This window comes from Pedobacter gandavensis, assembly GCF_032678465.1.
GTDB classification, from domain to species: domain Bacteria; phylum Bacteroidota; class Bacteroidia; order Sphingobacteriales; family Sphingobacteriaceae; genus Pedobacter; species Pedobacter gandavensis_B.
This window is the reverse complement of sequence record NZ_JAVTSK010000015.1, coordinates 23,888-47,487: the sequence shown is the minus strand read 5'-3', so window position 1 is coordinate 47,487 and position 23,600 is coordinate 23,888. Positions and strand designations below refer to the sequence as shown.

25 protein-coding genes are annotated in these 23,600 nt (G+C 39.7%); 15 read left to right on the top strand and 10 right to left on the bottom strand.

The annotated features are described in order from the left end of the window. Positions 1-6: 6 nt before the first annotated feature. From R2Q94_RS21065 to R2Q94_RS21045, 5 genes are read left to right on the top strand one after another with little or no spacing between them, the layout of a single operon-like run. Positions 7-954 carry a YbbR-like domain-containing protein gene (locus tag R2Q94_RS21065; protein WP_316823451.1) on the top strand — a complete coding sequence of 316 codons (948 nt, stop codon included), beginning with the start codon at positions 7-9 and terminating at the stop codon, positions 952-954. Beyond that, the gene (gene coaE, locus R2Q94_RS21060; RefSeq protein WP_316823450.1) at positions 954-1,550 is read left to right on the top strand and encodes a dephospho-CoA kinase; all 597 of its coding nucleotides are present in this window, start codon (positions 954-956) and stop codon (positions 1,548-1,550) included. The genes R2Q94_RS21065 and coaE overlap by 1 nt, the downstream gene beginning before the upstream one ends. After that, positions 1,550-2,491: an MBL fold metallo-hydrolase RNA specificity domain-containing protein gene (locus tag R2Q94_RS21055; protein WP_316823449.1), complete on the top strand. Its 942-nt coding sequence runs from the start codon at positions 1,550-1,552 to the stop codon at positions 2,489-2,491. The genes coaE and R2Q94_RS21055 overlap by 1 nt, the downstream gene beginning before the upstream one ends. Before the next feature lies 1 nt (position 2,492). Beyond that, positions 2,493-2,654, top strand: coding sequence for a DUF5522 domain-containing protein (locus R2Q94_RS21050; protein ID WP_316823448.1), 162 nt, complete (start codon positions 2,493-2,495; stop codon positions 2,652-2,654). Next, the gene (locus tag R2Q94_RS21045) at positions 2,638-3,117 is read left to right on the top strand and encodes a MarR family winged helix-turn-helix transcriptional regulator (protein WP_316823447.1); all 480 of its coding nucleotides are present in this window, start codon (positions 2,638-2,640) and stop codon (positions 3,115-3,117) included. Before R2Q94_RS21050 ends, R2Q94_RS21045 begins: the two co-directional genes overlap by 17 nt. 67 nt (positions 3,118-3,184) lie before the next feature. Here the strand turns inward: R2Q94_RS21045 and R2Q94_RS21040 are convergent, their stop codons facing one another. From R2Q94_RS21040 to R2Q94_RS21030, 3 genes are read right to left on the bottom strand one after another with little or no spacing between them, the layout of a single operon-like run. Next, positions 3,185-3,916, bottom strand: a complete 732-nt coding sequence (locus R2Q94_RS21040; RefSeq protein ID WP_316823446.1) for a ZIP family metal transporter — start codon at positions 3,914-3,916, stop codon at positions 3,185-3,187. Continuing rightward, positions 3,916-4,479, bottom strand: coding sequence for a phosphatase PAP2 family protein (locus R2Q94_RS21035; protein ID WP_316823445.1), 564 nt, complete (start codon positions 4,477-4,479; stop codon positions 3,916-3,918). Before R2Q94_RS21035 ends, R2Q94_RS21040 begins: the two co-directional genes overlap by 1 nt. Beyond that, complete coding sequence (locus R2Q94_RS21030) at positions 4,473-5,207, bottom strand: class I SAM-dependent methyltransferase (protein ID WP_316823444.1); 735 nt, start codon at positions 5,205-5,207, stop codon at positions 4,473-4,475. The genes R2Q94_RS21035 and R2Q94_RS21030 overlap by 7 nt, the downstream gene beginning before the upstream one ends. 177 nt (positions 5,208-5,384) lie before the next feature. On the opposite strand from R2Q94_RS21030, the gene glmM reads away from it, so the two are divergent. The 5 genes from glmM (at position 5,385) to R2Q94_RS21005 (ending at position 11,304) form a co-directional block, all read left to right on the top strand. Further along, positions 5,385-6,773, top strand: coding sequence for a phosphoglucosamine mutase (gene glmM, locus R2Q94_RS21025; RefSeq protein WP_316823443.1), 1,389 nt, complete (start codon positions 5,385-5,387; stop codon positions 6,771-6,773). Then, positions 6,773-7,927: a cysteine desulfurase family protein gene (locus tag R2Q94_RS21020; RefSeq protein ID WP_316823442.1), complete on the top strand. Its 1,155-nt coding sequence runs from the start codon at positions 6,773-6,775 to the stop codon at positions 7,925-7,927. Before glmM ends, R2Q94_RS21020 begins: the two co-directional genes overlap by 1 nt. Positions 7,928-7,938: 11 nt before the next feature. Further along, positions 7,939-8,475 carry a GNAT family N-acetyltransferase gene (locus R2Q94_RS21015; RefSeq protein ID WP_316823441.1) on the top strand — a complete coding sequence of 179 codons (537 nt, stop codon included), beginning with the start codon at positions 7,939-7,941 and terminating at the stop codon, positions 8,473-8,475. Between the two features lie 89 nt (positions 8,476-8,564). After that, on the top strand, positions 8,565-8,771 hold the full coding sequence (locus R2Q94_RS21010; protein WP_316823440.1) for a hypothetical protein: 207 nt from the start codon (positions 8,565-8,567) through the stop codon (positions 8,769-8,771). Between the two features lie 238 nt (positions 8,772-9,009). After that, the gene (locus tag R2Q94_RS21005) at positions 9,010-11,304 is read left to right on the top strand and encodes a GH92 family glycosyl hydrolase (protein WP_316823483.1); all 2,295 of its coding nucleotides are present in this window, start codon (positions 9,010-9,012) and stop codon (positions 11,302-11,304) included. A 110-nt stretch (positions 11,305-11,414) separates the two neighbouring features. Here R2Q94_RS21005 and accD read toward each other — a convergent pair whose 3' ends face one another. Beyond that, entirely contained in the window at positions 11,415-12,260 is an 846-nt protein-coding gene (accD, locus tag R2Q94_RS21000) for an acetyl-CoA carboxylase, carboxyltransferase subunit beta (RefSeq protein WP_316823439.1), read from the bottom strand. 141 nt (positions 12,261-12,401) lie between these two features. On the opposite strand from accD, the gene fbaA reads away from it, so the two are divergent. Next, complete coding sequence (gene fbaA, locus R2Q94_RS20995; protein ID WP_316823438.1) at positions 12,402-13,481, top strand: class II fructose-bisphosphate aldolase; 1,080 nt, start codon at positions 12,402-12,404, stop codon at positions 13,479-13,481. 156 nt (positions 13,482-13,637) lie between these two features. Next, positions 13,638-14,063, top strand: a complete 426-nt coding sequence (locus tag R2Q94_RS20990) for a GNAT family N-acetyltransferase (RefSeq protein WP_316823437.1) — start codon at positions 13,638-13,640, stop codon at positions 14,061-14,063. On the opposite strand, the gene R2Q94_RS20985 is transcribed toward R2Q94_RS20990, so the two are convergent. The 5 genes from R2Q94_RS20985 to R2Q94_RS20965 form a co-directional block, all read right to left on the bottom strand. After that, the gene (locus tag R2Q94_RS20985) at positions 14,060-14,932 is read right to left on the bottom strand and encodes a hydroxymethylglutaryl-CoA lyase (RefSeq protein WP_316823436.1); all 873 of its coding nucleotides are present in this window, start codon (positions 14,930-14,932) and stop codon (positions 14,060-14,062) included. The two genes, R2Q94_RS20990 and R2Q94_RS20985, sit on opposite strands and share 4 nt — an antisense overlap. Continuing rightward, on the bottom strand, positions 14,910-16,214 hold the full coding sequence (locus tag R2Q94_RS20980) for an NAD(P)/FAD-dependent oxidoreductase (protein ID WP_316823435.1): 1,305 nt from the start codon (positions 16,212-16,214) through the stop codon (positions 14,910-14,912). The genes R2Q94_RS20985 and R2Q94_RS20980 overlap by 23 nt, the downstream gene beginning before the upstream one ends. Before the next feature lie 82 nt (positions 16,215-16,296). After that, on the bottom strand, positions 16,297-19,254 hold the full coding sequence (gene secDF / locus R2Q94_RS20975; protein WP_316823434.1) for a protein translocase subunit SecDF: 2,958 nt from the start codon (positions 19,252-19,254) through the stop codon (positions 16,297-16,299). A 113-nt stretch (positions 19,255-19,367) separates the two neighbouring features. Further along, positions 19,368-19,853, bottom strand: coding sequence for a dihydrofolate reductase (locus R2Q94_RS20970; RefSeq protein WP_316823433.1), 486 nt, complete (start codon positions 19,851-19,853; stop codon positions 19,368-19,370). Further along, entirely contained in the window at positions 19,850-20,644 is a 795-nt protein-coding gene (locus R2Q94_RS20965; RefSeq protein ID WP_316823432.1) for a thymidylate synthase, read from the bottom strand. The genes R2Q94_RS20970 and R2Q94_RS20965 overlap by 4 nt, the downstream gene beginning before the upstream one ends. A 274-nt stretch (positions 20,645-20,918) precedes the next feature. Here R2Q94_RS20965 and ispE point away from each other — a divergent pair, with 274 nt between their 5' ends. From ispE to R2Q94_RS20950, 3 genes are read left to right on the top strand one after another with little or no spacing between them, the layout of a single operon-like run. Beyond that, a complete protein-coding gene (gene ispE / locus R2Q94_RS20960; protein ID WP_316823431.1) occupies positions 20,919-21,722 on the top strand; it encodes a 4-(cytidine 5'-diphospho)-2-C-methyl-D-erythritol kinase in 804 nt (267 codons plus the stop codon). A gap of 6 nt (positions 21,723-21,728) precedes the next feature. Beyond that, complete coding sequence (locus R2Q94_RS20955) at positions 21,729-22,145, top strand: OsmC family protein (protein ID WP_316823430.1); 417 nt, start codon at positions 21,729-21,731, stop codon at positions 22,143-22,145. 4 nt (positions 22,146-22,149) lie between these two features. Further along, positions 22,150-23,328 carry a trans-sulfuration enzyme family protein gene (locus R2Q94_RS20950; protein WP_316823429.1) on the top strand — a complete coding sequence of 393 codons (1,179 nt, stop codon included), beginning with the start codon at positions 22,150-22,152 and terminating at the stop codon, positions 23,326-23,328. Here the strand turns inward: R2Q94_RS20950 and R2Q94_RS20945 are convergent. After that, positions 23,321-23,599, bottom strand: coding sequence for a hypothetical protein (locus tag R2Q94_RS20945; RefSeq protein ID WP_316823428.1), 279 nt, complete (start codon positions 23,597-23,599; stop codon positions 23,321-23,323). The genes R2Q94_RS20950 and R2Q94_RS20945 overlap by 8 nt on opposite strands. Position 23,600 lies beyond the last annotated feature (1 nt).

Genomic DNA, 23,600 nt, shown 5'->3' with positions numbered 1-23,600 from the left:
GTCTATATGCCGATCATCAAACTCACAAAAGTAGAGCAAAAGCGTTTTTTAGCGCTGGTCACCTGTCTGTTCCTGGCTGTTACAGCATGGTTAATCATGGCATTAAACAATAAATATGTTTATACCGCGAAAACGGTGCTCGATTACAAAAATTTCCCTCAGAAAAAAGCTTTCCATCCCCTGCAATCAGACACCGTAGATTTACAAGTGGAAGGAAGCGGCTGGCAATTGCTGTTTGCACGATTGAGAATCAAACCTCAGTCGATTTCTATCAATCTTGAAAAATTGAACAATAGAAATTATGTGTTGTTTTCCGAACAATTGTTTAATGTAAATCGGCAGTTGGAAACTTCTCAGAAGATCATTTCGGTGAAACCTGATACCCTATATTTTGATTTTTCTGAAAGGAGAGTAAAAAGAGTACCTGTTAAACTGGTATCCGACCTACAATTTGCGCCTCAGTATGGGATTTCAAATGCGATTAAAATCAATCCTGACTATGTGACGATCTCCGGTCCGGAGGATGACATCATGAAGATCAGTCAATGGAGCACGGATACCCTTAAACTGGAGGATATTCAAAATAGTACAGTAGCCAGAGTGGCTATGGTACAGAATAAAATGAAAAATGTAAACATTTTCCCGACCAGTGTAGACGTAAAATTACCTGTAGATGAGTTTACTGAAAAGGTGATTGAGGTGCCCTTAAAGGTGATCAACAATAAAGAGTATTATAACGTAAAGCTCTACCCTAAAAAGGTGAAGGTTATTTTGTTGGTGGCTTTATCCAAATATGCACAGATCAATGAGGAATTCATTGAAGCGGTGGTAGATATGAATGAATGGAAAGTTTTTCAACATAATGAATTGAGTGTGCGCCTCAACCGCTTTCCTGATTATTGCAAACTGGTGCAGATTAAACCAGCCAAAATAGATTTTATTATAGAAAAATAATGCTGAAAATAGGAATAACAGGGGGGATTGGAAGTGGAAAGACGACAGTATGCCGGATTTTTGAAAGTCTGGGTATCCCGGTTTTTTATGCAGATACAGTAGCTAAGAAAATTATGGTTACTGATCCCATCCTGATTCAGGGTGTAAAGGATACTTTTGGTGAAGAGAGTTATACTCCTGAAGGAGTCCTGAACAATAAACACATTGCCGGGATTGTGTTCCATCAGCCCGAAGAGCTGGAAAAGTTAAATCAATTGGTGCATCCGGCAGTATTTCGTGCTTTTGATAAATGGGTGGCTGCCATTTCTCCGCAAGCCCCTTATATACTCAAAGAAGCAGCCCTGCTTTTTGAAAGTGGTTCTTATCAGATGTGCGACCATAATGTGCTGGTGATTGCGCCTTTGGAAACCAGATTGCAGCGCGTTATGCAGCGTGATCAGGTGACTGAGGAGCAAGTAAGAGCGCGGATGGATAAACAGCTCTCCGATGAGGAAAAAGCTAAAATGGCGGATATGTTGATCCATAATAATGAAACAGATTCTTTAATTATACAAGTGATGGCCTTACACCATCAATTTTTAAATACCAAGCCTTAATGATATTAGATGATTTTATAGTTGCTACAAAAACTGGTTTATTTTGTAGATATGGTGATTTTTATCTGGATCCAAAGGAAATAGTAAAATATGCAGTGATCTCCCATGCCCATGGAGATCATGCCATAGGTGGTAACCTGAATGTTTACTGTACTGAAACGACTTCATTATTCATGAAGCATCGTTATAAGAAATTTGCTGGTGGCGAGTTTCATTTGAAAGGATTTCATGAGGAATTTGCCTTAAATGGGGTGAAAATCAGCTTTATTCCTGCAGGGCATATTTTGGGTTCCGCCATGATTTTAATGGAGTACCAGGGGATAAAATATCTGTACACCGGTGATTATAAATTACAGCCGGATAAAACCTGTGAACCGATCGAATTTGTACAAGCAGATGTTTTGATTACGGAGACCACTTTTGCGGATCCAAATACCCGTCATCCTGTTGCAGAAGAAGAGATTCTGAAGCTGAACAGTACGCAGAGCAACATTATGCTGGGTGCCTATGCCCTGGGTAAGTGTCAGCGTTTGATCAGTCTGATGAACGATCATTGTCCGGAAAAAAGGATATTGGTACATCACAGTATGATGCCCTTTGTGAAAATCTATGAGCAAAACGGTATCAATATGGGTAAATACGAAATGTACGACCGCAAAGTGATGAAGAACACCCAGACTAATATGGTGTATATGGTGCCACCAATGGTCTTTAAAAGTTATTTTAGAGCGATAAATGTGATCAGAGTCTTTGCTACGGGCTGGAAACACTTACAAAGCAATAGCGAAATTCAACTGTATGTTTCTGACCATGCCGATTGGAATGACATTATTTACACCATTGATCAGGTGAAACCTATAGAGGTCTGGACCAATCATGGAGACGGAAAGCAGTTAAAAGAACATTTCTCGAATAGTTTGGTCGTTAAATTGCTTACATAAGATGATAGAAGGAATAGACTATTATTTGAACGAGGATGGCTTAATGGTTTTCACTGAAGCTTATCATTTGAAAAGGGGCTATTGCTGTAAGAATAAGTGTAAACATTGCCCATGGGGATATGGTAAAAAAAAGACCAGAACCAAAGATGGGGATCAGAATTAATGGAATGACTGAGATGCAGTTGGAGAAAGAAATAAAGGCAACAAAATTTAAAGATATCTACCAGCAGGTGATTGCAAACCTGGTATTTAGTAATAGCTGGTGTAATGATTATTTCAAACAGGTCATTGCGCCCTATGAAATTACTCCACAGCAATTCAATATTTTAAGAATATTAAGAGGGCAATATCCTTCGCCCTCTACGATTAATTTATTAAAATCAAGGATGCTGGATAAAATGTGTGATGCTTCCCGTATCACCGAACGTCTGGTTCAGAAGAAACTGGTGGCTAAAAGTGTGAATGTTCATGATAAACGCGCAGTAGATATCCTGATCACGGAGAAAGGATTAAACTTGCTGTTAAAGATGGATGGGGGAGTAGACCTTTCGGCACTGGCTGCAAAAAATCTATCTGCTGAAGAGGCGCAGCTACTGAATGATCTGCTGGATAAAATGAGAGGTTAATCACTGATTTCATCACCTGCTATTAATGTGCTGCCCCAAATCAATTATGAATCTGGGGCAGTTTATTTTAGTGCTGATGACTGTGTCCGGTCATGAAATAACCGATCAGTGCAATTGCCACGCCGCACAATACGGCTATCATTTTTCTTTTACTCACCTTATGGTCTACACTTGATTCAAATAAGATGGTTGTAGAGATGTGTAAAAAGATACCAATTACAATACCCATGATCTTATTGAAATAATCTTCTACACCACCAATGGTACCGTTGCTCAACCCATAGCTTACATAAAAACCTAATGGAGCCATAATGGCGAAGATACTGATGTAGAATAATACATTATTTCTGCTGAATTTGCTTTGTAACAAGATACTGGCCAATGCAAATGCTGCTGGGATATGGTGTAAAGAGATACCGAAAATCAAAGCATTATGCTGGTCTTTTGCCAACGGCATCCCTTCCAGAAAAGCATGCAAACACAGACTGATCATGATTCCATATGGAAAGGCTTTGGATTCTCCATGCTTATGGATATGACCATGTTCTACCCCTTCTGAAAACTGTTCCAGCAAGATCTGAAATAGAAAACCGATCAGGATAAAAATTCCTATTTCTGCATGATCCGGTCCGCTATAAGCTTCAGGAATCAGGTGTAAGACGGTAATGGCAAATAAATAAGCCCCACTAAAGGAAAGGATTAATTTAAGCAACTGGGATTTATCGCTTTTGACCATAAAGATGGCGGAGCCTCCCAGAAAGGCACTAAAGAATAGAATGAGCAACTTCCAGATTTCCATTATACTTGTGGTTGTATTTTTTTGTAGATGGTTGAAGTGCCTAAACCAATTAGACTACCCAGTAAAGCGCCTACCATGGTATCAATCGGATAATGTACCCCAACATAGATTTGTGAAAAAGAAATGATGAATGCCCATGCGATTCCGATTGGCAAAATTGGCTTCCATTTATCGTAGAAAACGAAAATAAGAAAGACAGCCATCGCAAAATGATTGGTGGCATGTGCCGAGGGGAAACTGAAACCGCTGCCACATGGTACACGACGAACCAATTCACCAACCAGATCAATGTCGTTACATGGTCTGAGGCGACCTGCCAATGGCTTAATCAGCTTAGAAGCGATAAGATCGCCCATGGCCACAGTAAAGGCCAGCATTCCAACAATGTACCAACCTCTTTTTTTGTATTCTTTTACACAAAAGATGATAATGAATAGATATAAAGGAACCCAGAAATAGCGGTTACGCATCAATGGGAGTAACCAGTCGAATATGGGGTTGGCCATATCCCGGTTCACTTTCAGGAATAATTCTACGTCAAATTGGTGTAGGCTTTCTAGCATATTTTCTTGCAGATTAAAATCAAACGGTCAGATTTGGTTTCATCGAATGGCTCTAATGCATAGCTGCCAAAGGTCGCGGTAACTTCTAGGCCACTTTTTAGCAGCATTCTTTCAAAATCATCTTTTTGGAAAGCCTGAACACGTTCCTCGAAAGCAAAGGTTTTATTGCGGTGTTCGAAATTGATGTGCTTGATAATTTTACCATCAGCAACAAATTTATGCAAGTGAAATTCGATGCCTTCCATTGTCTTGGTTTCCCTTTGCGTTAGGTTTTTGATGATTTTCTGAGTGTTGAAATAATCAATAACTAGGGTGCCGTCTGGTTTTAAGCTTTTTCTAAATGAAGTTAGTGCACTCACATGCTCTTTTTCAGTTTCAAAATAACCGAAACTGGTGAATAAATTTAAAGCAATGTCAAAGTAATTGATAAAGGACAACTTGCGCATGTCATGCACGAAAAAATGCAGGTTCTTTTGCTCAAATTGCTGCGCAAATTTAATGCTTTGCTCGGAAAGGTCAATTCCTGTTACATCATACCCTTTTTTATTCAGGTAAATGGAATGCCTTCCACGACCACAGGCAATGTCAAGAATTCTTGAATCTGCGGCTGGTTTTAAGTAAGCCGATAAGTTATCAATTAAGAATTCTGCCTCAGCGTCATTACGTTGGCTATATAAAATATGATAATAGGGAGAGTTGAACCAATATTGAAACCACTTGCGCTGCATAAAGCCCGTTTTTGTTGATGTTTAGGAAAAACACAAATATAGTATTTTCAAATGCAACATTGAGGATTATTTGAGCTTGCCAGTCGATTTTAATGATGTTAATTTTACGATTTGAACAGGGATAAATCAGTCTTTATGTTGTTTTTTTGCTATTTTTGAAAAAAAAAACCTAATATCTTGACACTAATAAAATCAATCTCTGGAATAAGAGGAACCATCGGCGGAATTGCTGGAAATGGTTTAACTCCTATTGATATCGTTAAATTTACAGCAGCTTACGGCTCATGGATTATCAATAAAACGAATATTAAGAAAATTGTTGTAGGACGTGATGCCAGAATTTCTGGTGAAATGGTGAACAACCTGGTCATTGGAACACTTCAAGGCTTAGGCATCGAGGTCATCGACCTTGGATTGTCGACCACCCCAACAGTAGAAATTGCTGTGCCTCTTGAAAAAGCTGCCGGCGGGATCATTTTAACTGCAAGTCACAATCCAAAACAATGGAATGCCTTGAAATTATTGAATAATAAAGGTGAATTCATTAGCGATGCTGATGGAAAAGAACTTTTGGAGATTGCAGAGAAAGCAGAGTTTAGCTTTGCCGATGTTGATGATTTAGGAACAGTAACTAAAGACGATAGCTATTTGCAAAAACACATTGATGCAGTTTTAAACCTGCCATTGGTAGATGTTGAAGCCATTAAAGCAGCAAATTTCAAAATTGCAATCGACTGTGTAAACTCTACGGGTGGGATCTTTGTTCCTGCTTTATTGAAAGCATTAGGTGTAGAAACAGTTTATGAGTTATATTGTACTCCTGATGGTCATTTCCCTCACAACCCTGAGCCTTTACCAGAAAACTTAACAGAAATTTCTAAAGTAGTAAAAGCTAAAAACGCAGATTTAGGTATTGTTGTAGATCCTGATGTGGACCGTTTATGCTTTGTTTGTGAAGATGGAGCCATGTTTGGTGAAGAATATACTTTAGTAGCTGTTGCGGATTACGTACTTAAAAATACGCCTGGAAATACGGTTTCAAACCTTTCTTCTACCAGAGCATTAAGAGATGTGACGGAGCAGGCAGGTATGGAATACCATGCATCTGCTGTTGGAGAAGTGAATGTGGTGAATCAAATGAAAGCAAACAATGCGATTATTGGTGGTGAAGGTAATGGTGGTATCATCTATCCTGAATCTCATTACGGTCGTGATGCTTTAGTAGGTATTGGTTTGTTCTTAACGCATTTGGCAAAGTTTGGTAAGTCGATTTCTCTATTGAGAAGCAGTTACCCGGCTTATTATATCTCTAAAAACAAAATTACCTTAACTCCTGAAATGGACATCGATGCTTTACTGGTTAAAGTTCAGGAGAAATATAAAAGCCAGCCTACCAGTACAATTGACGGGTTGAAAATCGAATTTGATAAAGAGTGGGTGCATTTGCGCAGATCTAATACTGAGCCAATTATTCGTATCTATAGCGAAGCAGGCAGCGAAACGGTTGCTGAAAACCTGGCTTCAAAGATCATCTCAGATATTAAAGAAATTTTAAAATTGAACTAATGAAGGCAAACAGGATCTATTTAGACAATGCGGCAACAACGCCTCTCGATCCAGAGGTGATTACGGAGATGGTAAATGTAATGACTAATTATTACGGAAATCCATCTGCAATTCATGCTCAGGGTAGAGAGGTAAGAACACTGGTTGAAAAAGCAAGAAAAACAGTTGCCGGGCTCTTAAATGCGACTCCTGCAGAGATCTTTTTTACCTCTGGAGGTACAGAGGCCGACAATACCGCTATTCGTTGTGGTATTGCTGCTTTTAATATCAAACATGCCATTACTTCGAAAATTGAGCACCATGCTGTAGAACATACCTTAGGCATGTTGTTGAAACAAGGCATTATTGAAAAATTAAGCTTTGTCAATATCGATGAGAAAGGTAATATTGATTATGACCATCTGGAGCAATTGTTAAAAGAAAATGGGCGAAGCTTTGTTTCTTTAATGCATGCCAATAATGAGTTGGGTACCCTGACTGACATGGAGCGTGTAGGGGAGATCTGTGAACAGTATGATGCCATTTATCATTGTGATACTGTTCAAACGATGGGACATTATGTACATGATGTGAGAAAGCTGAAAGCACATTTTATCGTATGCTCAGCACATAAATTGCATGGTCCAAAGGGTGTGGGTTTCTTATTTGTAAACCATAACGTCAAAATACCTCCAATGATTTACGGTGGTGCACAGGAGCGCAATATGCGTGGTGGGACTGAAAATGTTTATGGAATCATTGGCCTGGCTAAAGCCCTGGAAATTGCCTATGCAGAGATGGAAAGTCATCAGCACCATATTCAGGAATTAAAGGATTACCTTAAAAACAGGTTGAGTACCGAAATCGCAGACATTAGCTTTAACGGGGAAACTGATGCAGACAAGAGTTTATACACAGTATTGAATGTTTCTTTCCCCGCAATGGATATGTCTGATATGTTGTTGTTTAACCTGGATATCAATGGTATTTCTGCTTCTGGTGGAAGTGCTTGTTCTTCAGGGTCTAGCATTGGCTCCCATGTATTAACTGGTATTCATGCAGACCCCAACAGACCTTCTGTAAGATTCTCTTTCAGTAAGTATAACACGAAAGAAGAGCTGGATGTTGTCGTAGATAAAGTAAAACAAATCGTAAATCAGAACGTTACAGCATAAAGATTTTCTTTATGCAGTTCCATAGGATTACTAAAGGCAGCGATCCCTCGCTGACTTTCATAAAAAAACTATATGAGGATGCCTTCCCTCCGCATGAGCGGAGGGATTGGGATTCCTTAATCAAACTTATTCCGAAAAGCCCGGAAATGCACCTGGATTTAATCCATACTGATGATGGACATATAGGTTTTATCATTTGGTGGGAAATTTCAACAGACAATTATTTCGTAGAACATTTCGCTATTGATGCCGAATTGAGGGGTAAGAACTACGGAGCTTCGGTCCTTAATTATTATAAACAACTGCTTACCGGAAGGATTCTTCTGGAAGTAGAGCCGCCGGAAGATGAATATTCCATTCGTAGAATCGGATTTTATGAACGTCTGGGCTTTAAGGTTCAGGACTTTAGTTACAGACAGCCTTCTTATGCTGATCCTCTGGTTTCTTATCCAATGTTGTTAATGGGAACCACTGTTTTTGAAGAAAAGGAACTGACTGTTTTAACAAAAATCATTAAGACAAAAGTGTACGCGGCAAAATCTAATTAGCTTGTTTTTTTCTTTTTTTTATATAAAACATAAGTGTTTTTACGTTGTTACTTAGTCAACTACGGTGAACTTCAATAAATCATCATATTATGGAAAAGCCGGAAAATAAAAACGAAAAACACAGCCATAGGAAAACTGTGTACAAAGAGGAAGAAGACTTTGGGAACAACAAGCCAGATACTGGTGATACCTCTTCTGCCGGAGATTTTAGTCGGACAGTTTTTTTAAAGAGACACCACAGGGTCAATAAACCCATGGGCTCCAGTCATGAGCCAGGTACTTTCCCTGGAAGATAAATCAAGAGCATCCAAAGATCTGAAGTAACATTTACAGCTACATTGCTAATGAAGGCACCATATTTAAATATAGTGCCTTTTTTTATTTAAATAATTCACAAAAATCTATTACTTTAGGGCAATGCTAAAACGTTTTTAGCGCACGAATGTACAGGCTTTTTACAGAAATGTTTAAATCCTGCATTTGAGGCAGGATTTTAAACCAAATATTATAATTTATTTATCCAATATCATGATGATGAAGCGATACTTAACCGCATTACTGATTGCAGGCTCTTCTGCAGCTTTTGCGCAGACCGTTGGCAAACTGAGCGATCCTGTAGAATGGATTAATCCTTTGATGGGAACGGCAAGCAAACCCTCCATGTCTAACGGAAATACTTATCCAACAATTGCGCTGCCCTGGGGCATGAACTTCTGGACACCACAAACCGGTAAAATGGGAGATGGATGGGCTTACACTTACGATGCTGATAAAATTCGTGGGTTTAAACAAACGCATCAGCCATCCCCATGGATGAATGATTACGGACAATTCGCCATCATGCCTGTAACGGGTAAAAAGTGTATTGATCAGGACGATCGAGCCAGTTGGTATTCTCATAAAGCAGAAGTGGCGAAACCTTATTACTATAGCGTGTACCTGGCAGATGCAGATGTCACCACTGAAATTACACCAACCGAACGTGCCGCACAATTTAGGTTTACTTTTCCTAAATCCGATAGCTCCTTCGTCGTGATTGACGCTTTTGATAAAGGATCATATATTAAGATTTTCCCTAAAGAAAGAAAAGTGATTGGTTATACCACCAGGCATAGTCATAAAATGACGCCAGAGAACTTTAAAAACTACTTTGTAGCTTATTTTGACAAAGATTTTGTATCTGCAAATGCCTGGAAGGGTAAAGAGTTACTGAAAGATGAACTCGAAATTAAAGCGGATCATTCTGGTGCAATTGTAGGTTTTAAAACAAAAAAAGGGGAGCAGATAGGCATGAAAGTAGCTTCGTCTTTTATCAGCTTTGAACAGGCAGAACTGAATTTAAAAAGAGAACTGGCCAATGATACCTTCGATGCCACCAAAACAAAGGCGAAAGATGTTTGGAACAAAACATTAAGCAGGGTTGCTGTTGAGGGTGGTTCTGTAGATCAGACCCGTACTTTTTACTCTAGTTTTTACCGTACTTTATTCTTCCCGAATAAATTGTATGAGCTGGATGCCAATAATAAAATTGTGCACTGGAGTCCATACAATGGTAAAATATTGCCTGGTTACATGTTTGCGGGAACTGGTTTTTGGGATACTTTCCGTGCTTTGTATCCTTTCCTGAATCTGGTATATCCATCGATCAATAAGGAAATGCAGGAAGGCCTGATCAACGATTACAAAGAAGGAGGCTGGTTGCCGGAATGGTCTAGTCCTGGTTATGCCAATGTAATGGTAGGCAACAATTCGGCTTCTGTAGTAGCGGATGCCTACATTAAAGGACTTCGTGGTTACGACATCAATACTTTGTATGAGGCATTAATTCACGGTGCAAACAATGAAGGTCCTTTGGATGCAGTTGGAAGAGCAGGAGTGAAGTATTATAATGAATTGGGTTATGTGCCTTATGACGTGAAAATTAATGAAAATGCAGCGCGTACTTTAGAATATGCCTACGATGATTTTACCATTTATAAATTGGGTAAAGCTCTGGGTAAACCTAAATCAGAAACGGATTTGTATGCAAAACGAAGTATGAATTATAAAAATCTTTTTGATCCATCTAGTGGATTGATGAGGGGGAAAAATAAAGATGGAAAATTCCAGTCGCCATTTAATCCTTTCAAATGGGGTGATGCTTTTACAGAAGGAAACAGCTGGCATTATTCCTGGTCAGTATTTCAGGATATTGATGGATTGTCTAAATTAATGGGTGGTAAAGAAAAATTTGTAGCTAAGCTGGATTCTGTATTTACCTTACCTCCAATTTTTGACGATAGCTACTATGGCAGTGTGATTCATGAAATTCGTGAAATGCAGGTTGCAGATATGGGACAATATGCTCATGGCAATCAGCCAATCCAGCACATGATTTATTTGTATAATTATGGCGGTGCACCATGGAAAACACAATACTGGGTTCGTGAAACGATGAACCGTATGTATAAACCAACTCCGGATGGTTATTGTGGGGATGAAGATAATGGCCAGACTTCTGCATGGTATGTTTTCTCGGCAATGGGTTTTTATCCGGTAACTCCTGCTACGGATCAGTATGTATTGGGCGCTCCTTTGTTTAAAAAGGTAACTTTAAATCTTGAAAACGGTAAGAAAGTAGTGATCAATGCGACGAACAACAGCGATGACAACAGATATGTTCAAGGTTTAAAATACAACGGTACTGCTTATCCTAAAAACTGGTTGAGCCATTCTGAGCTGACAAAGGGTGCTACTCTTGATTTCAATATGTCTGCAACGCCAAATAAGCAGCGTGGAACGAAAGAATCGGATTTCCCTTACTCTTTCTCAACTGATCCTAATAAGTAGGCTTAGAACCTGGGATTTGAAAAAATCAACATAAAAAAAATGGGAGCTTTTACAAAGCTCCCATTTTTTTTATGCCTGAACTAAAGCAGGCTCTTTTATGGATTCAATTTCTAATTTGCCACCATTTTTAAGAAAGCAGCAATTTTAGCTTTCATCGCTCTGCGATCTACAATAAAGTCAAGGAAACCATGTTCCTGAACAAATTCTGCTGTTTGAAATCCTTTTGGAAGGTCCTTTTTAATGGTTTCTTTTATTACCCTAGGACCGGCAAAACCGATCAAAGCTCCTGGTTCTGCAATATTGATATCGCCCAGCATCGCATAAGATGCGGTTACTCCACCTGTAGTAGGATCGGTCAATAAAGAGATGTATGGAATTTTAGCCTGGCTTAACAGAGCTAATTTAGCGGATGTTTTTGCCATTTGCATTAACGAGAATGCTGCTTCCATCATTCTGGCACCACCAGATTTGGAGATCATCAGGAATGGAATTTTATGTTTGATGCTATAGTCGATACAACGGGCGATTTTTTCACCTACCACTGATCCCATAGAACCACCGATAAAACCGAAGTCCATGCAGGCAATTACTAAATCCTGACCTTCAATTTTACCTACACCTGCCCTGATTGCGTCTTTTAAGCCAGTTTTTGCCTGACTTTCTACCAAACGGTCTACATAAGGTTTACTGTCTGTAAAGTTCAGCGGGTCACCTGAAGTTAGGTTTCCAAACAGCTCTGTGAACTCATTATTGTCAAACAATACCTGAAAATATTCCTTTGATCCCACCCTAAGATGGTAATCGCAATATTGGCAAACGTATTTATTTTCAACCAGATCGGCACTGTGGAGTGCTTTCTTACAATTAGGACACTTGTTCCATAAACCGTCTGGAGCTTCTTTTTTTTCTTCTGTTCTTGTACTGATACCTTTTTTTTCTCTCTTAAACCAAGCCATGTTATTTGTTGAAAAATGCGAGTACAAAGAAACAAAAAAAAATTAGAAGAGTTTAAGGTAGTTTTTACTTAAAAATAATAGGCCTTAGATTTGGCCGGAGGGATATTTTTCCTAACTTCGGCATATATAAAATTATAAAAAATGAGTTTAAAAGGCTATAAAGGCGTAATTTACGGAGATGCCGTTCAGGAATTGTTTGAACAGGCTAAAAAACATCAGTTTGCATTACCTGCAGTTAATGTTACCGGTACTAACACAGTTAATGCGGTAATGGAAACAGCAAAGGCAGTTAATTCACCTGTTATGATTCAGCTTTCCAATGGCGGTGCCCAATTTTACGCTGGAAAAACATTGAATAATGACAATTTGAATGCTTGTGTATTAGGTGCAGTTTCTGCAGCGAAACATGTTCATTTATTAGCTGAGCATTATGGTGTTGCAGTAGTTTTGCATACTGACCACGCGGCAAAGAAATTATTACCATGGATCGACGGTTTATTAGACCATGGCGAGAAATTCTTCGCAGAGCATGGTAAACCATTGTTTTCTTCACACATGTTAGATTTATCAGAAGAATCTATCGAAGAAAACATGGAGATTTCTGCTAAATACCTTGAGCGTATGGCTAAAATGGGTATGACTATCGAAATCGAACTAGGTGTTACTGGTGGTGAGGAAGATGGTGTAGATAACAGTGATGTAGATAGCTCGAAATTATATACTCAACCTTCAGAAGTAGCTTATGCTTATGAAGAACTGAGCAAAGTAAGTGATAAGTTTACAGTAGCTGCAGCTTTCGGTAATGTTCATGGTGTTTACAAACCAGGTAATGTGAAGTTGCAACCAGTAATTCTAAAGAATTCACAGGATTTCATCAGAGAAAAATTCGGTATTACTGCTGAAAAGCCGATCAATTTCGTATTCCATGGTGGTTCAGGTTCTACTCAGGAAGAAATCAGAGAAGCCATTTCTTACGGTGCGATCAAAATGAATATCGATACAGATATGCAATGGGCATTATGGGAAGGTGTTTTGGATTACTACAAAGCAAATGAAGCTTATCTTCAGGGGCAAATCGGTAATCCGGATGGCGATGATAAACCAAATAAAAAATATTATGATCCACGCGTTTGGTTACGTAAAGGTGAGGAAGCTTTTGTTAAACGTTTAACTCAGGCGTTTGAAGACCTTAACTGTAGAGATGCAAGCGATAAACTATAGTTTTATCCTTTAAGATCTAATTCATAGACGCCTGTACCATTTGGTCAGGCGTTTTTTTTATGTCATTAAAAAAGAATTCAGGTGCTCATTTTAGGCAGGTTTTAATGGCAAACAGCTTGCTGTTTTTTAGCATCTTTGTAGAAACATCAGCATTCAATGGAAACACTATTTGTAAATAAAGCGATTGGAAAAGAGACTTTGGATCATGTATTCGCCATCCGAAGGGTTGTATTTGTAGAGGAACAGAATTGCCCGCCGGAATTGGAATGGGAACATGAAGAAGAATCTACTCATTTTCTGGCTATAATGGACAACCAGCCATGTGGTGCCTGTAGATGGAGGAAAACCGATCAGGGGTATAAATTAGAAAGATTCGCGGTATTAAAAGCGTTCAGGGGCAAACGAATTGGCCAGGCACTGGTTGCAGCGGCACTGGCAGATTTACCTACAGATGCGCATTACATCTATCTGAACGCCCAACTGGATGCCATGCCTTTATATTCAAAGTTTGGATTCATCGCCGAAGGCCCTCAATTTGAGGAAGCTGGAATCCAACATTTTAAAATGGTGAAAAAAGTTTAGTTACTGTTGAGAAATATTTGAGAGGAGAGCTGTACTGCAGCTTTCCATTTTTCCATATTTAGTGCTAATTTTTCTCCCTGACTTTCCATAAACCAGATCAGGTCTTCGGTAGCCAGATTGCCAGTCAGGTCATCAGTTGCCATAGGACAGCCTCCAAAGCCTTTTAAGGCACTATCAAAGCGAAAACAACCAGAATCATAGGCAGCCTGAATTTTCTCTACACGCGTCTCTGGAGTACTGTGTAAATGAACGCCCACCTCTACCTGATGAAAAGTCTGGATCATTCCAGGCAAAATGGCTTTTATTCTTTCTGGAGAGGAGACTCCAATTGTATCCGACAAAGAAAGTATTTTGACACCTAAACCCACCAAAACCTCAGCCCAGTTTAAAACGATCTCTTCATTCCATGGATCTCCATATGGATTTCCGAAACCCATGGATAGGTAAACTACTGCGGTTTTATCATGGCGACTACAGAGTTCCAGCATTTGTTTCACTGTATCCAGTGAAGCTGCAATCGTCGAATTCGTATTGCGCATTTGAAAAGTCTCAGAGATAGAAAAAGGAAAACCAAGCTGATGAATCTCCGGATGCTGAACAGCGGCTTTTACGCCTCTTAAATTGGCTACAATCGCCAGCAACTTTGACCTGGTCGTACTCATGTCAAGTTTTGCCAGTACTTCAGCGGTATCTCTCAATTGAGGAATTGCTTTTGGACTTACAAAACTGCCAAAATCAATTGTATCAAAACCTACCTGGAGGAGTAGATTGATATAAGCTGCTTTAAGGTCTGTATCTATGAAATCATGGATACCTTGCATGGCATCCCTTGGGCATTCTATTAGTTTAATCGACTTTTGCTGGTTCATGTGTTACTTTCTTATGGTAAGGCCGGATAATCAATCTTGTGCCACGGTCGTAGCTGAAATAACTCCAAACCCAGTTTACAAAAACTACGAGTTTATTTCTAAAGCCAACGAGTGTCATCAAATGTACAAACATCCAGGTAAACCACGCGAATACCCCTTGAAATCTGATTTTGTGTAAATCCACTACGGCACGGTTTCTACCAACAGTGGCCATGGCGCCTTTGTCTTTGTATTTAAATGGAGTAGTAGCCTGTTTTTTGATGAGCTTTATTAAGTTGTCGGCAAGCTGCCTGCCTTGTTGAATAGCTGCCGGAGCAACACCGGGATGCCCATTTGGAAAGGCTTCGGTGATCATTGCTGCGACATCACCGATGGCATAAATGTTCTCATAGCCATCAACTTTATTAATCTCATTTACTTTTAAACGGTTGCCACGAACGATGCTTTCGGGGTTTAAACCATCGAGTATTACCCCTTTTACTCCGGCAGACCAGATTACGTTGGATGCGCCGATCTGCTGCCCATCTGCCAGGGTGAGGGTATTGCCATCGAAGGATTGTACTCTGGACTCAGTCATGATCTTTACCCCAAGCTCTGTTAAAAACATTTGCGCTTTTTTTGAAGCCTGTGGAGACATGGCACCGAGTAATTCCGGAGAACCTTCAATCAGGTAAATACGGACTTTATCAATATCCAGTTCAGGATAATCACTTTTTAAAACATGCTTTTTGAGTTCGGCCAGGGCACCTGCAGTTTCTACACCGGTAGGGCCGCCACCCACTACTACGAAAGTCAGCAGTGCAGTTGCGGTTAGTGGATCAGTCGCAATCTGCGCTGCTTCCAAATTCTGAAGAATGAGACTCCTTAGGTTTAAGGCTTCAGGAATAGACTTCATGGGCATGGCATTTTCCTGAATCTGGTCTTGCCCGAAGAAATTACTGGTGGAGCCGGTTGCAATGATCAGATGGTCATAATCTATGCTACCAATACTGGTTTGTATGCAATTATTCAATGGTTGAACTGCATTCACTTCCGCTACCCTAAAGGTGAGGTTTTTTTGTCCTTTGAAAATCTTGCGGAGGGGAAAGGCAATGGAATCGGCTTCCAGTCCACCGGTAGCCACCTGATACAGCAAGGGTTGAAAAGTGTGGTAGTTGTGTTTATCTACCATGATCACTTCTATTTCCTGATCTCTGAGTTTCTTCGCTAATTCTATCCCACCAAATCCCCCACCTACGATGACTATTCTTGTTTTGTTGCCTTTCGGGAAGTGTTGCTCCATAATAATTGAATTTCTTAAATTATAGTTATAACAAAAAAGGCACCCAAAAAGGGTGCCTTTAATCTATAAATTTTAAGATTTCTTATTTCTTCTTACCTAAATCGATAACGATAGGGGTAGAGATACACAATGAAGAGTATGTACCGATGATACGACCGATCAATAGTGCGAAAATGAATCCGCGGATACTTGCGCCACCAAAGATGAAGATCACAAGTAATACGAAGAATACTGTTAATGAAGTCAAAATAGTACGGCTCAATGTGCTGTTTAGGGCAAAGTTGATCAGTTTATTACGTTCTTCACCATGTAGGTCTTCTTTTCCTGTTTCCGCTAGTTTCTCACGGATACGGTCAAATACAACTACAGTTTCCGTCATGGTATAACCCATTACCGTTAAGATTGCAGCAATGAAATCCTGGCCGATCTCTAATGAGAATGGAAGTACACCGTCTAAGATCGTGTAGAAAGATAGTACCAATAATACGTCATGGAATAACGCGATTACCGCACCTAAACCATAGTTCAGTTTCTTGAACCTTACTACGATATAGATAAACATCACTAAACAAGAGAACAGGATTGCTCCGTAAGCTCCGTAAACGATGTCACTTGCAATGATCGGGCCTACCTTCTCATTACTTTCAATTTTATAAGGAACACCAGTTTTAGATAAACCATCATGAAGGGCTTTTTCTACTAACTTATCTGCGCCATTGTCCTGATCAGTGATGTGGTATGTAGTGGTGATTTTTAATTCGTTGTTAGCACCAGCAGTTTTAACTACAGTTTCCGACTCAGGGAATACCGCAGCTAATTTAGCTTTCACATCTTCCGTTTCCATTCCTTTATCGAAGTGAACGATATACGTTCTACCACCTTTAAAGTCGATACCTAAGTTTAATCCGCCATTTTTGAAGTAGAAGATGAAACCTAAAACGATGATTACTGTAGAGATCGTGTAATAAAGTTTTCTATGACCTACGAAGTTAAACGCAATGTTTTTGAAGGCATGGATGGTGTATTTATTACCGAAAGTGATGTTTGATTTTTTCTCTAATAACCAGTCGAACACCAGACGTGAGATCAATACTGCACAGAATAATGAAGAAAGGATACCGATACAAAGAGTTGTTGCAAAACCTTGAACCGGACCAGTACCAAAGATGTAAAGGATTGCACCTAATACAAATACCGTAACGTTTGAGTCAATGATAGAAGACATTGCATGTTTGAAACCTTCTTTGATCGCAACCGGAGTAGGTTTTCCTAAATTCAGCTCTTCTCTTACACGTTCGAAGATCAGGATGTTCGCATCTACCGATAGACCGATTACCAGTACGATACCTGCGATACCTGGCAAGGTTAATACTGCACCTAGTGAAACCAGGATACCCATGATGAAGAATAAGTTGATCACCAAGGCAAGGTTAGCTACCCATCCTGCTTTATTGTAATATAAAGCCATGAATACTAAGATCACTACGAAAGCAAGTACGAAAGAGATTAAACCATCATGGATTGCCACTTCACCTAGAGAAGGACCAACCACGAACTCACCAACGATTCTTGCCGGAGCTGGAAGCTTACCTGCTTTTAAGATGTTGGCTAAATCTTGTGTGTCGTTTACTGTGAAGTTACCTGTAATAGAAGAGATACCATTAGGAATTTCGTTCTGTACTGTTGGAGCAGAGTAAACGGTATTGTCTAATACAATTGCAATAGATTTTTTATTGTTTGGATCTGCAGCTGCTTCAGCAGTAATTTTTTTCCATTTTGTAGCACCGTCACCAGTCATGTACATGGTTACTTCTGGTCTGCCTTTCTGATCGTAATCATGACGGGCATCGCTGATTGCATCACCACCTAAATCTGGTTTGCCATCCATTGAAGTAGATTTGATGGCGTACAATTCAAAAATCTTAGCGCCACCAGTGGTCGAAACGTCCATTGGTTTTACACTCCACATGAATTTGAAACTCTGAGGAATGATAGAAGCTACTTCTGGTCTTTTGAAATATGAGTTTACTTTAGCTGTATCTTTTTGAGCTACCCAACCCACAACCGGACCTGGACGTAATGAAGTTTGTCCGTTTTCAGCCTGGTAAGTAGGCACGTTTAATACAGAGAATAATGGATTAGATTTTGCAAGGTCTTTGTTTTTTACCGCAGCAGAATCTTTAGTGTCTTTATTTTTAGCAAGACCAGCCAATTTACTTTCTGATTTTGCAGCAGCGGTATCAGTACCTGCTGTAGCTACTTCAGTAGTTTTTAAAGTGGAAGCTAGCGTCTTGTTGATATTTTCCAATACCGGATACACTTCTTCATTGTTGTATACCTGCCAGAATTGTAATTCTGCAGAACCTTGCAATAATTTGTGAACCCTTTCTTTATCCTGAACACCTGGCATTTCAATCAGGATACGGTTGGTACCTTCTTGTTTTTGCATGTTAGGACTTACCACACCGAAACCATCGATACGGCTTCTGATGATCACGAATGAACGGTCAATTGCACTAGTTGCTTCTTTAGACAAATAATTTTTAACCTCTGAATTGCTGGCGTTAGCTTTAAGCAATTTAGCATTGTCCTGATTTGAAAAGAAGTCAGCCAATTTCACATTCGGAGAAAGTTTCTCAAACTCATCCACAAATAATGCGATGAAATCTTTTCCACCTGCATTAAGTTTTTCCTGCGCAATTGTCAATGCTTTGTTGAAATTAGCATCATCAGGATTGCCGGCTAATGACTTAACCAGTTCAGATAACGAGATCTCCATCGTTACGTTCATCCCGCCTTTAAGGTCTAGCCCAAGGTTAATTTCTTTTCCTTTACAAAACTGGTAGTTAAATCCAAAAACAGGATAAACCGGCACTGTGGCCATAGAATCTAAATAAGCTTTTTCCTTATCTAAGTCTCCTTTGGCATAAGCCTTTGCGTCTTTTTCAACTTTCGAAGTGACAAAGTTGAATGAGAGAGAATACACACAGACAATACCTAGTAGTATTGCCATAAATTTAATAAAACCTTTACCCTGCATTTGTTTGTAATTATTAGTCTATATAAGCTATATATTTTTTTAACAAGTCGGCAAATCTAATTATTTTTTTAAATAATAGGCTACCTTCTCAATTTTTTATTATAGGTGGCTAACTATTTGCGTTCAAGTGTTGAAAACGTGTAAGCGACCTTGTTTTTTTCATCTGGAAGATGCTTTTCTATACTAACCTCATTCCATTCTTCCAGATTAATTTCCGGAAAGAAAGTATCCGCTTCGTAGGTTTGATGCACCCTGGTGAGGTAAATCCTATTTGTGGCAGCTAAAGCATGTCTATAAAGTTCTGCACCTCCGATAATGAATACTTCCTGAGTACCTTCGGTAAGGGCAAGTGCTGCTTCCAGACTATTGGTGATTTCTGTTCCTGGGATTTCGAGTTCAGGATTTCGGGTAATCACAATATTACGTCTGTTGGGAAGTGGTCTGCCAATAGAATCATAGGTTTTTCTGCCCATGATGATGGTGTGTCCACTAGTAATGTCCTTGAAATGTTTTAAGTCTGCAGGCAGATGCCATAACAATTGGTTGTCTTTGCCGATGGCGTTATCTTCGGCAACGGCGACTACAATAGAAATGATCATACGGCAACAGCTCCTTTAATGTGGGCGTGTGGTTCATACCCTTCCAGGTTAAAATCTTCAAATTTAAAATCCATCAGGTCTTTGACCTCCGGGTTAATCTTCATGAGCGGTAATTTTTTTGGCTCCCTGCTCAATTGCAGTCTGGCCTGGTCTATATGGTTGTTGTATAAATGGGCATCACCAAGTGTATGGATGAAATCTCCGTATTCGAGTCCGCATACCTGGGCAACCATCATAGTTAATAATGCGTAAGATGCGATATTAAACGGAACTCCCAAAAAGATATCTGCACTTCTTTGGTACAATTGACAGCTTAGTTTACCATCTGCCACATAAAACTGGAAAAAGGCATGGCAAGGTGGCAAGGCCATCTCTTCGATATCGGCAACGTTCCAGGCTGATACGATAATTCTTCTGGAATCCGGGTTATTCTTGATGGTATTGATTATTTGACTGATCTGATCAATTTTGCGACCATCCGGTGTTGGCCAGGACCTCCACTGGGAACCGTATACCGGACCCAGGTTGCCATCTGCATCTGCCCATTCGTCCCAGATTTTTACACCATTGTCTTTCAGGTATTTGATATTGGTATCTCCGCTTAAAAACCAGATCAATTCGTGGATGATGGATTTCAGGTGTAACTTCTTGGTGGTTACCATTGGAAAGCCTTCCTGAAGGTTGAACCTCATCTGATAACCAAATACACTAATGGTTCCGGTTCCTGTGCGGTCATGTTTTTGTGTACCATGATCCAGCACGTGCTGCATTAAATCTAAATATTGTTTCATGTATTGTGACCAGCTTTTTTTTGTCGGCCTGCGAATTTGCAAGATAATACTTTTGCAATAATCACTGGGGTTTTTTAGAAAAGTTGCCGATTTCTCTCCCTCATGCCCATACTTAGCCAGTGCAAAAGTAAGGATTTTAACAGGAATTTAAGGGAGATCCATTAAAGCACCTTTTTAATCCCACAAAGGGCGGAAACAGCTGATTTCTGAATTTTGAATTAATAGGCAAAGGGAAAAATTGATTTTGTAAGTTTGTCCTACAAAACCAGACTGGATGCTTGCCTTTGCTAATGCCAAAATTAATCTCGGATTACAGATCACCGGAAAACGTAGGGACGGATACCATAATATTGAAACGGTATTTTATCCGGTCAGAATTTATGATGTTGTGGAGACTCTGGATGCCAAAGTTACGGGCTGTATTCTGGAAGGAGTAGCGGTTCCCGGAGCGGTGGAAGACAACATTTGTCTGAAAGCTTATCAGCTCTTAAAACAAGATTTTAACCTTCCCGCACAGCAGCTTTGTTTGCTGAAAAATATTCCGGTAGGGGCTGGCCTGGGAGGAGGCTCCGCTGATGGTGCTTTTGTGATCAAACTTCTGAATGATAAATTTAAGCTGGGCCTTTCTATACCACAGCTGGAGGATTATGCCCGGCAGCTTGGCGCAGATTGTGCTTTTTTTATCCGTAATCAGCCGGTATATGCAGAGGGAAAGGGCGATGAGTTCAGGGACATTCAGATTGATCTCTCTTCTTATTTCCTGGTACTAGTGAAACCCGATATCCATGTCTCTACTTCCGAAGCTTATGCTGGAATTATGCTCAAAGACACTCGCAGTTCGGTAAAAGATTTAATACATTTGCCTTTAAGGGAATGGAAGGCGAATCTGAAAAATGATTTTGAAGCTTCTGTGTTTTTGAAATACCCCGAAATAGAAGCGATTAAAACGCATCTATATCAACAAGGGGCCATCTACTCGGCTATGAGTGGTAGTGGATCTTCAGTATATGCTATTTTTGAAGCAGCAGTGCAACTTCCTGAACTTGAAAGAACCAATAAAGTATTTTATAACGTTTAGTGAATTATGGAAATCAACCTGATAAGAAAGAACGATAAATTTAATTTTGAAGCAGAAAATTCTAGCGGTTTTAAGGTAGAATTGGATGCAAAACCAGAAATTGGTGGTGAGGGAAAAGGTTTCCGTCCAATGGAGATGTTGCTGATTGGTTTAGGCGGATGCAGCGGTATTGATATGGTGAATGTCCTCACTAAACAAAAAGAACCACTGAATGATGTGAAGATTCAAATTAAGGCGACCAGAAAAACGGAAGAAATGCCGCCGATATTTGATGTCATCAATATTCATTTTGATTTGTATGGTGATTTAAGCGTTCAAAAAGTAGAACGTGCACTGGCCCTTACTTTCGATAAATACTGCTCTGTATCCAATATTCTTGGACGCTCAGCAACCATCAACTTTACATATACTATTCATCAATAATAAAATGCAAGAAGAGAATCAAGAAGCGAATTTCGAAACACTGGCCATACGTCTACAAGCCGAGAGAACCCATTTTAAAGAGCATTCAGTGCCCTTGTACCTGACTTCAAGCTATAAGTTTGATGATTCAGAAGAAATGCGCGCTTTGTTTGCGAATGAAAAGGAAGGCAATGTTTACAGTCGTTATGCCAATCCGAATACTTCTGAATTAATTGATAAAATGGCCATTTTGGAAGGTGCAGAATCGGGATGGGTAACTGCAACTGGTATGGCGGCTATCTTTACTACTTTTGCTGCTCTTTTAAAATCTGGCGATCATGTGCTGGCGAGCAGATCTGTTTTCGGATCTACGCACCAGTTGTTAAATAACATTTTCCCAAAATGGGGAATTAGCTATACCTATGCGGATCTGGATAAACCGGAGCAAATGGAGCAGGGGATTCAGGAGAATACAAAAATCATTTTTGTAGAAACGCCTTCAAATCCTGGAATCGATATCATTGATCTGGAATGGTTGGCTAAACTAGCCAAAAAACATGGGATATTATTGGTGGTAGACAACTGTTTTGCTACCCCATATTTGCAACAACCAATTAGAGTGGGTGCAGACATTTCTATCCATTCTGCAACTAAATTTATCGACGGACAAGGTCGTACATTAGGTGGTGTAATTTTAGGTTCAAATGAACTGATCGGAGAAATTGAAGCTTTTGCGAGACATAGTGGGCCGGCAATGTCACCTTTCAATGCCTGGTTATTATCTAAAAGTTTAGAGACTTTGGCGGTTCGTATGGACAGACATTGTGAAAATGCATTGAAAGTAGCTGAATTTTTGGAAAGTCATCCCCGCATTAAAAAGGTAAGGTATCCTTTCCTACCATCTCATCCTCAATATGAAATTGCTAAAAAGCAAATGAAACAGGGTGGGGGTATCGTGACCTTAGTCATTGAAGGTGGTGCAGCAGCAGCAGGCAAGTTTATGGACAACCTGAAGATGTTCTCGATTTCTGCCAACCTTGGTGATACCAGATCTATTGCTACACATCCTGCAACCAGTACTCATTCCAAATTAACGGAAGAGCAAAGGCTGGAGGTTGGTATTGAACAGGGATCTGTTCGTTTATCAATTGGTTTGGAGCATATTAATGATATCCTTGCAGATATTAAACAGGCCCTTAGTTAATATAATCGCGATCTTCATCGCTGATAGATTTTTTACGGTCCTCAGGAATTTCCTGGGGACTTTCTTTATCATAGGTACTGATGGTAACTTTTGGCCGGCCGGCCATATACCCCAGAATAAAGCCAATGAAAGTACAGACCCCAATCACTAAAAGCTTAGAAACCTGTGCTTCTGCAAAAATGAAATCAAAGCTGACCTGATCGGTATTGATCATTAAGAAAACAGTGATGAGAACGGTAAAGACGATGATAAAAATTGTTTTGGCACGCATG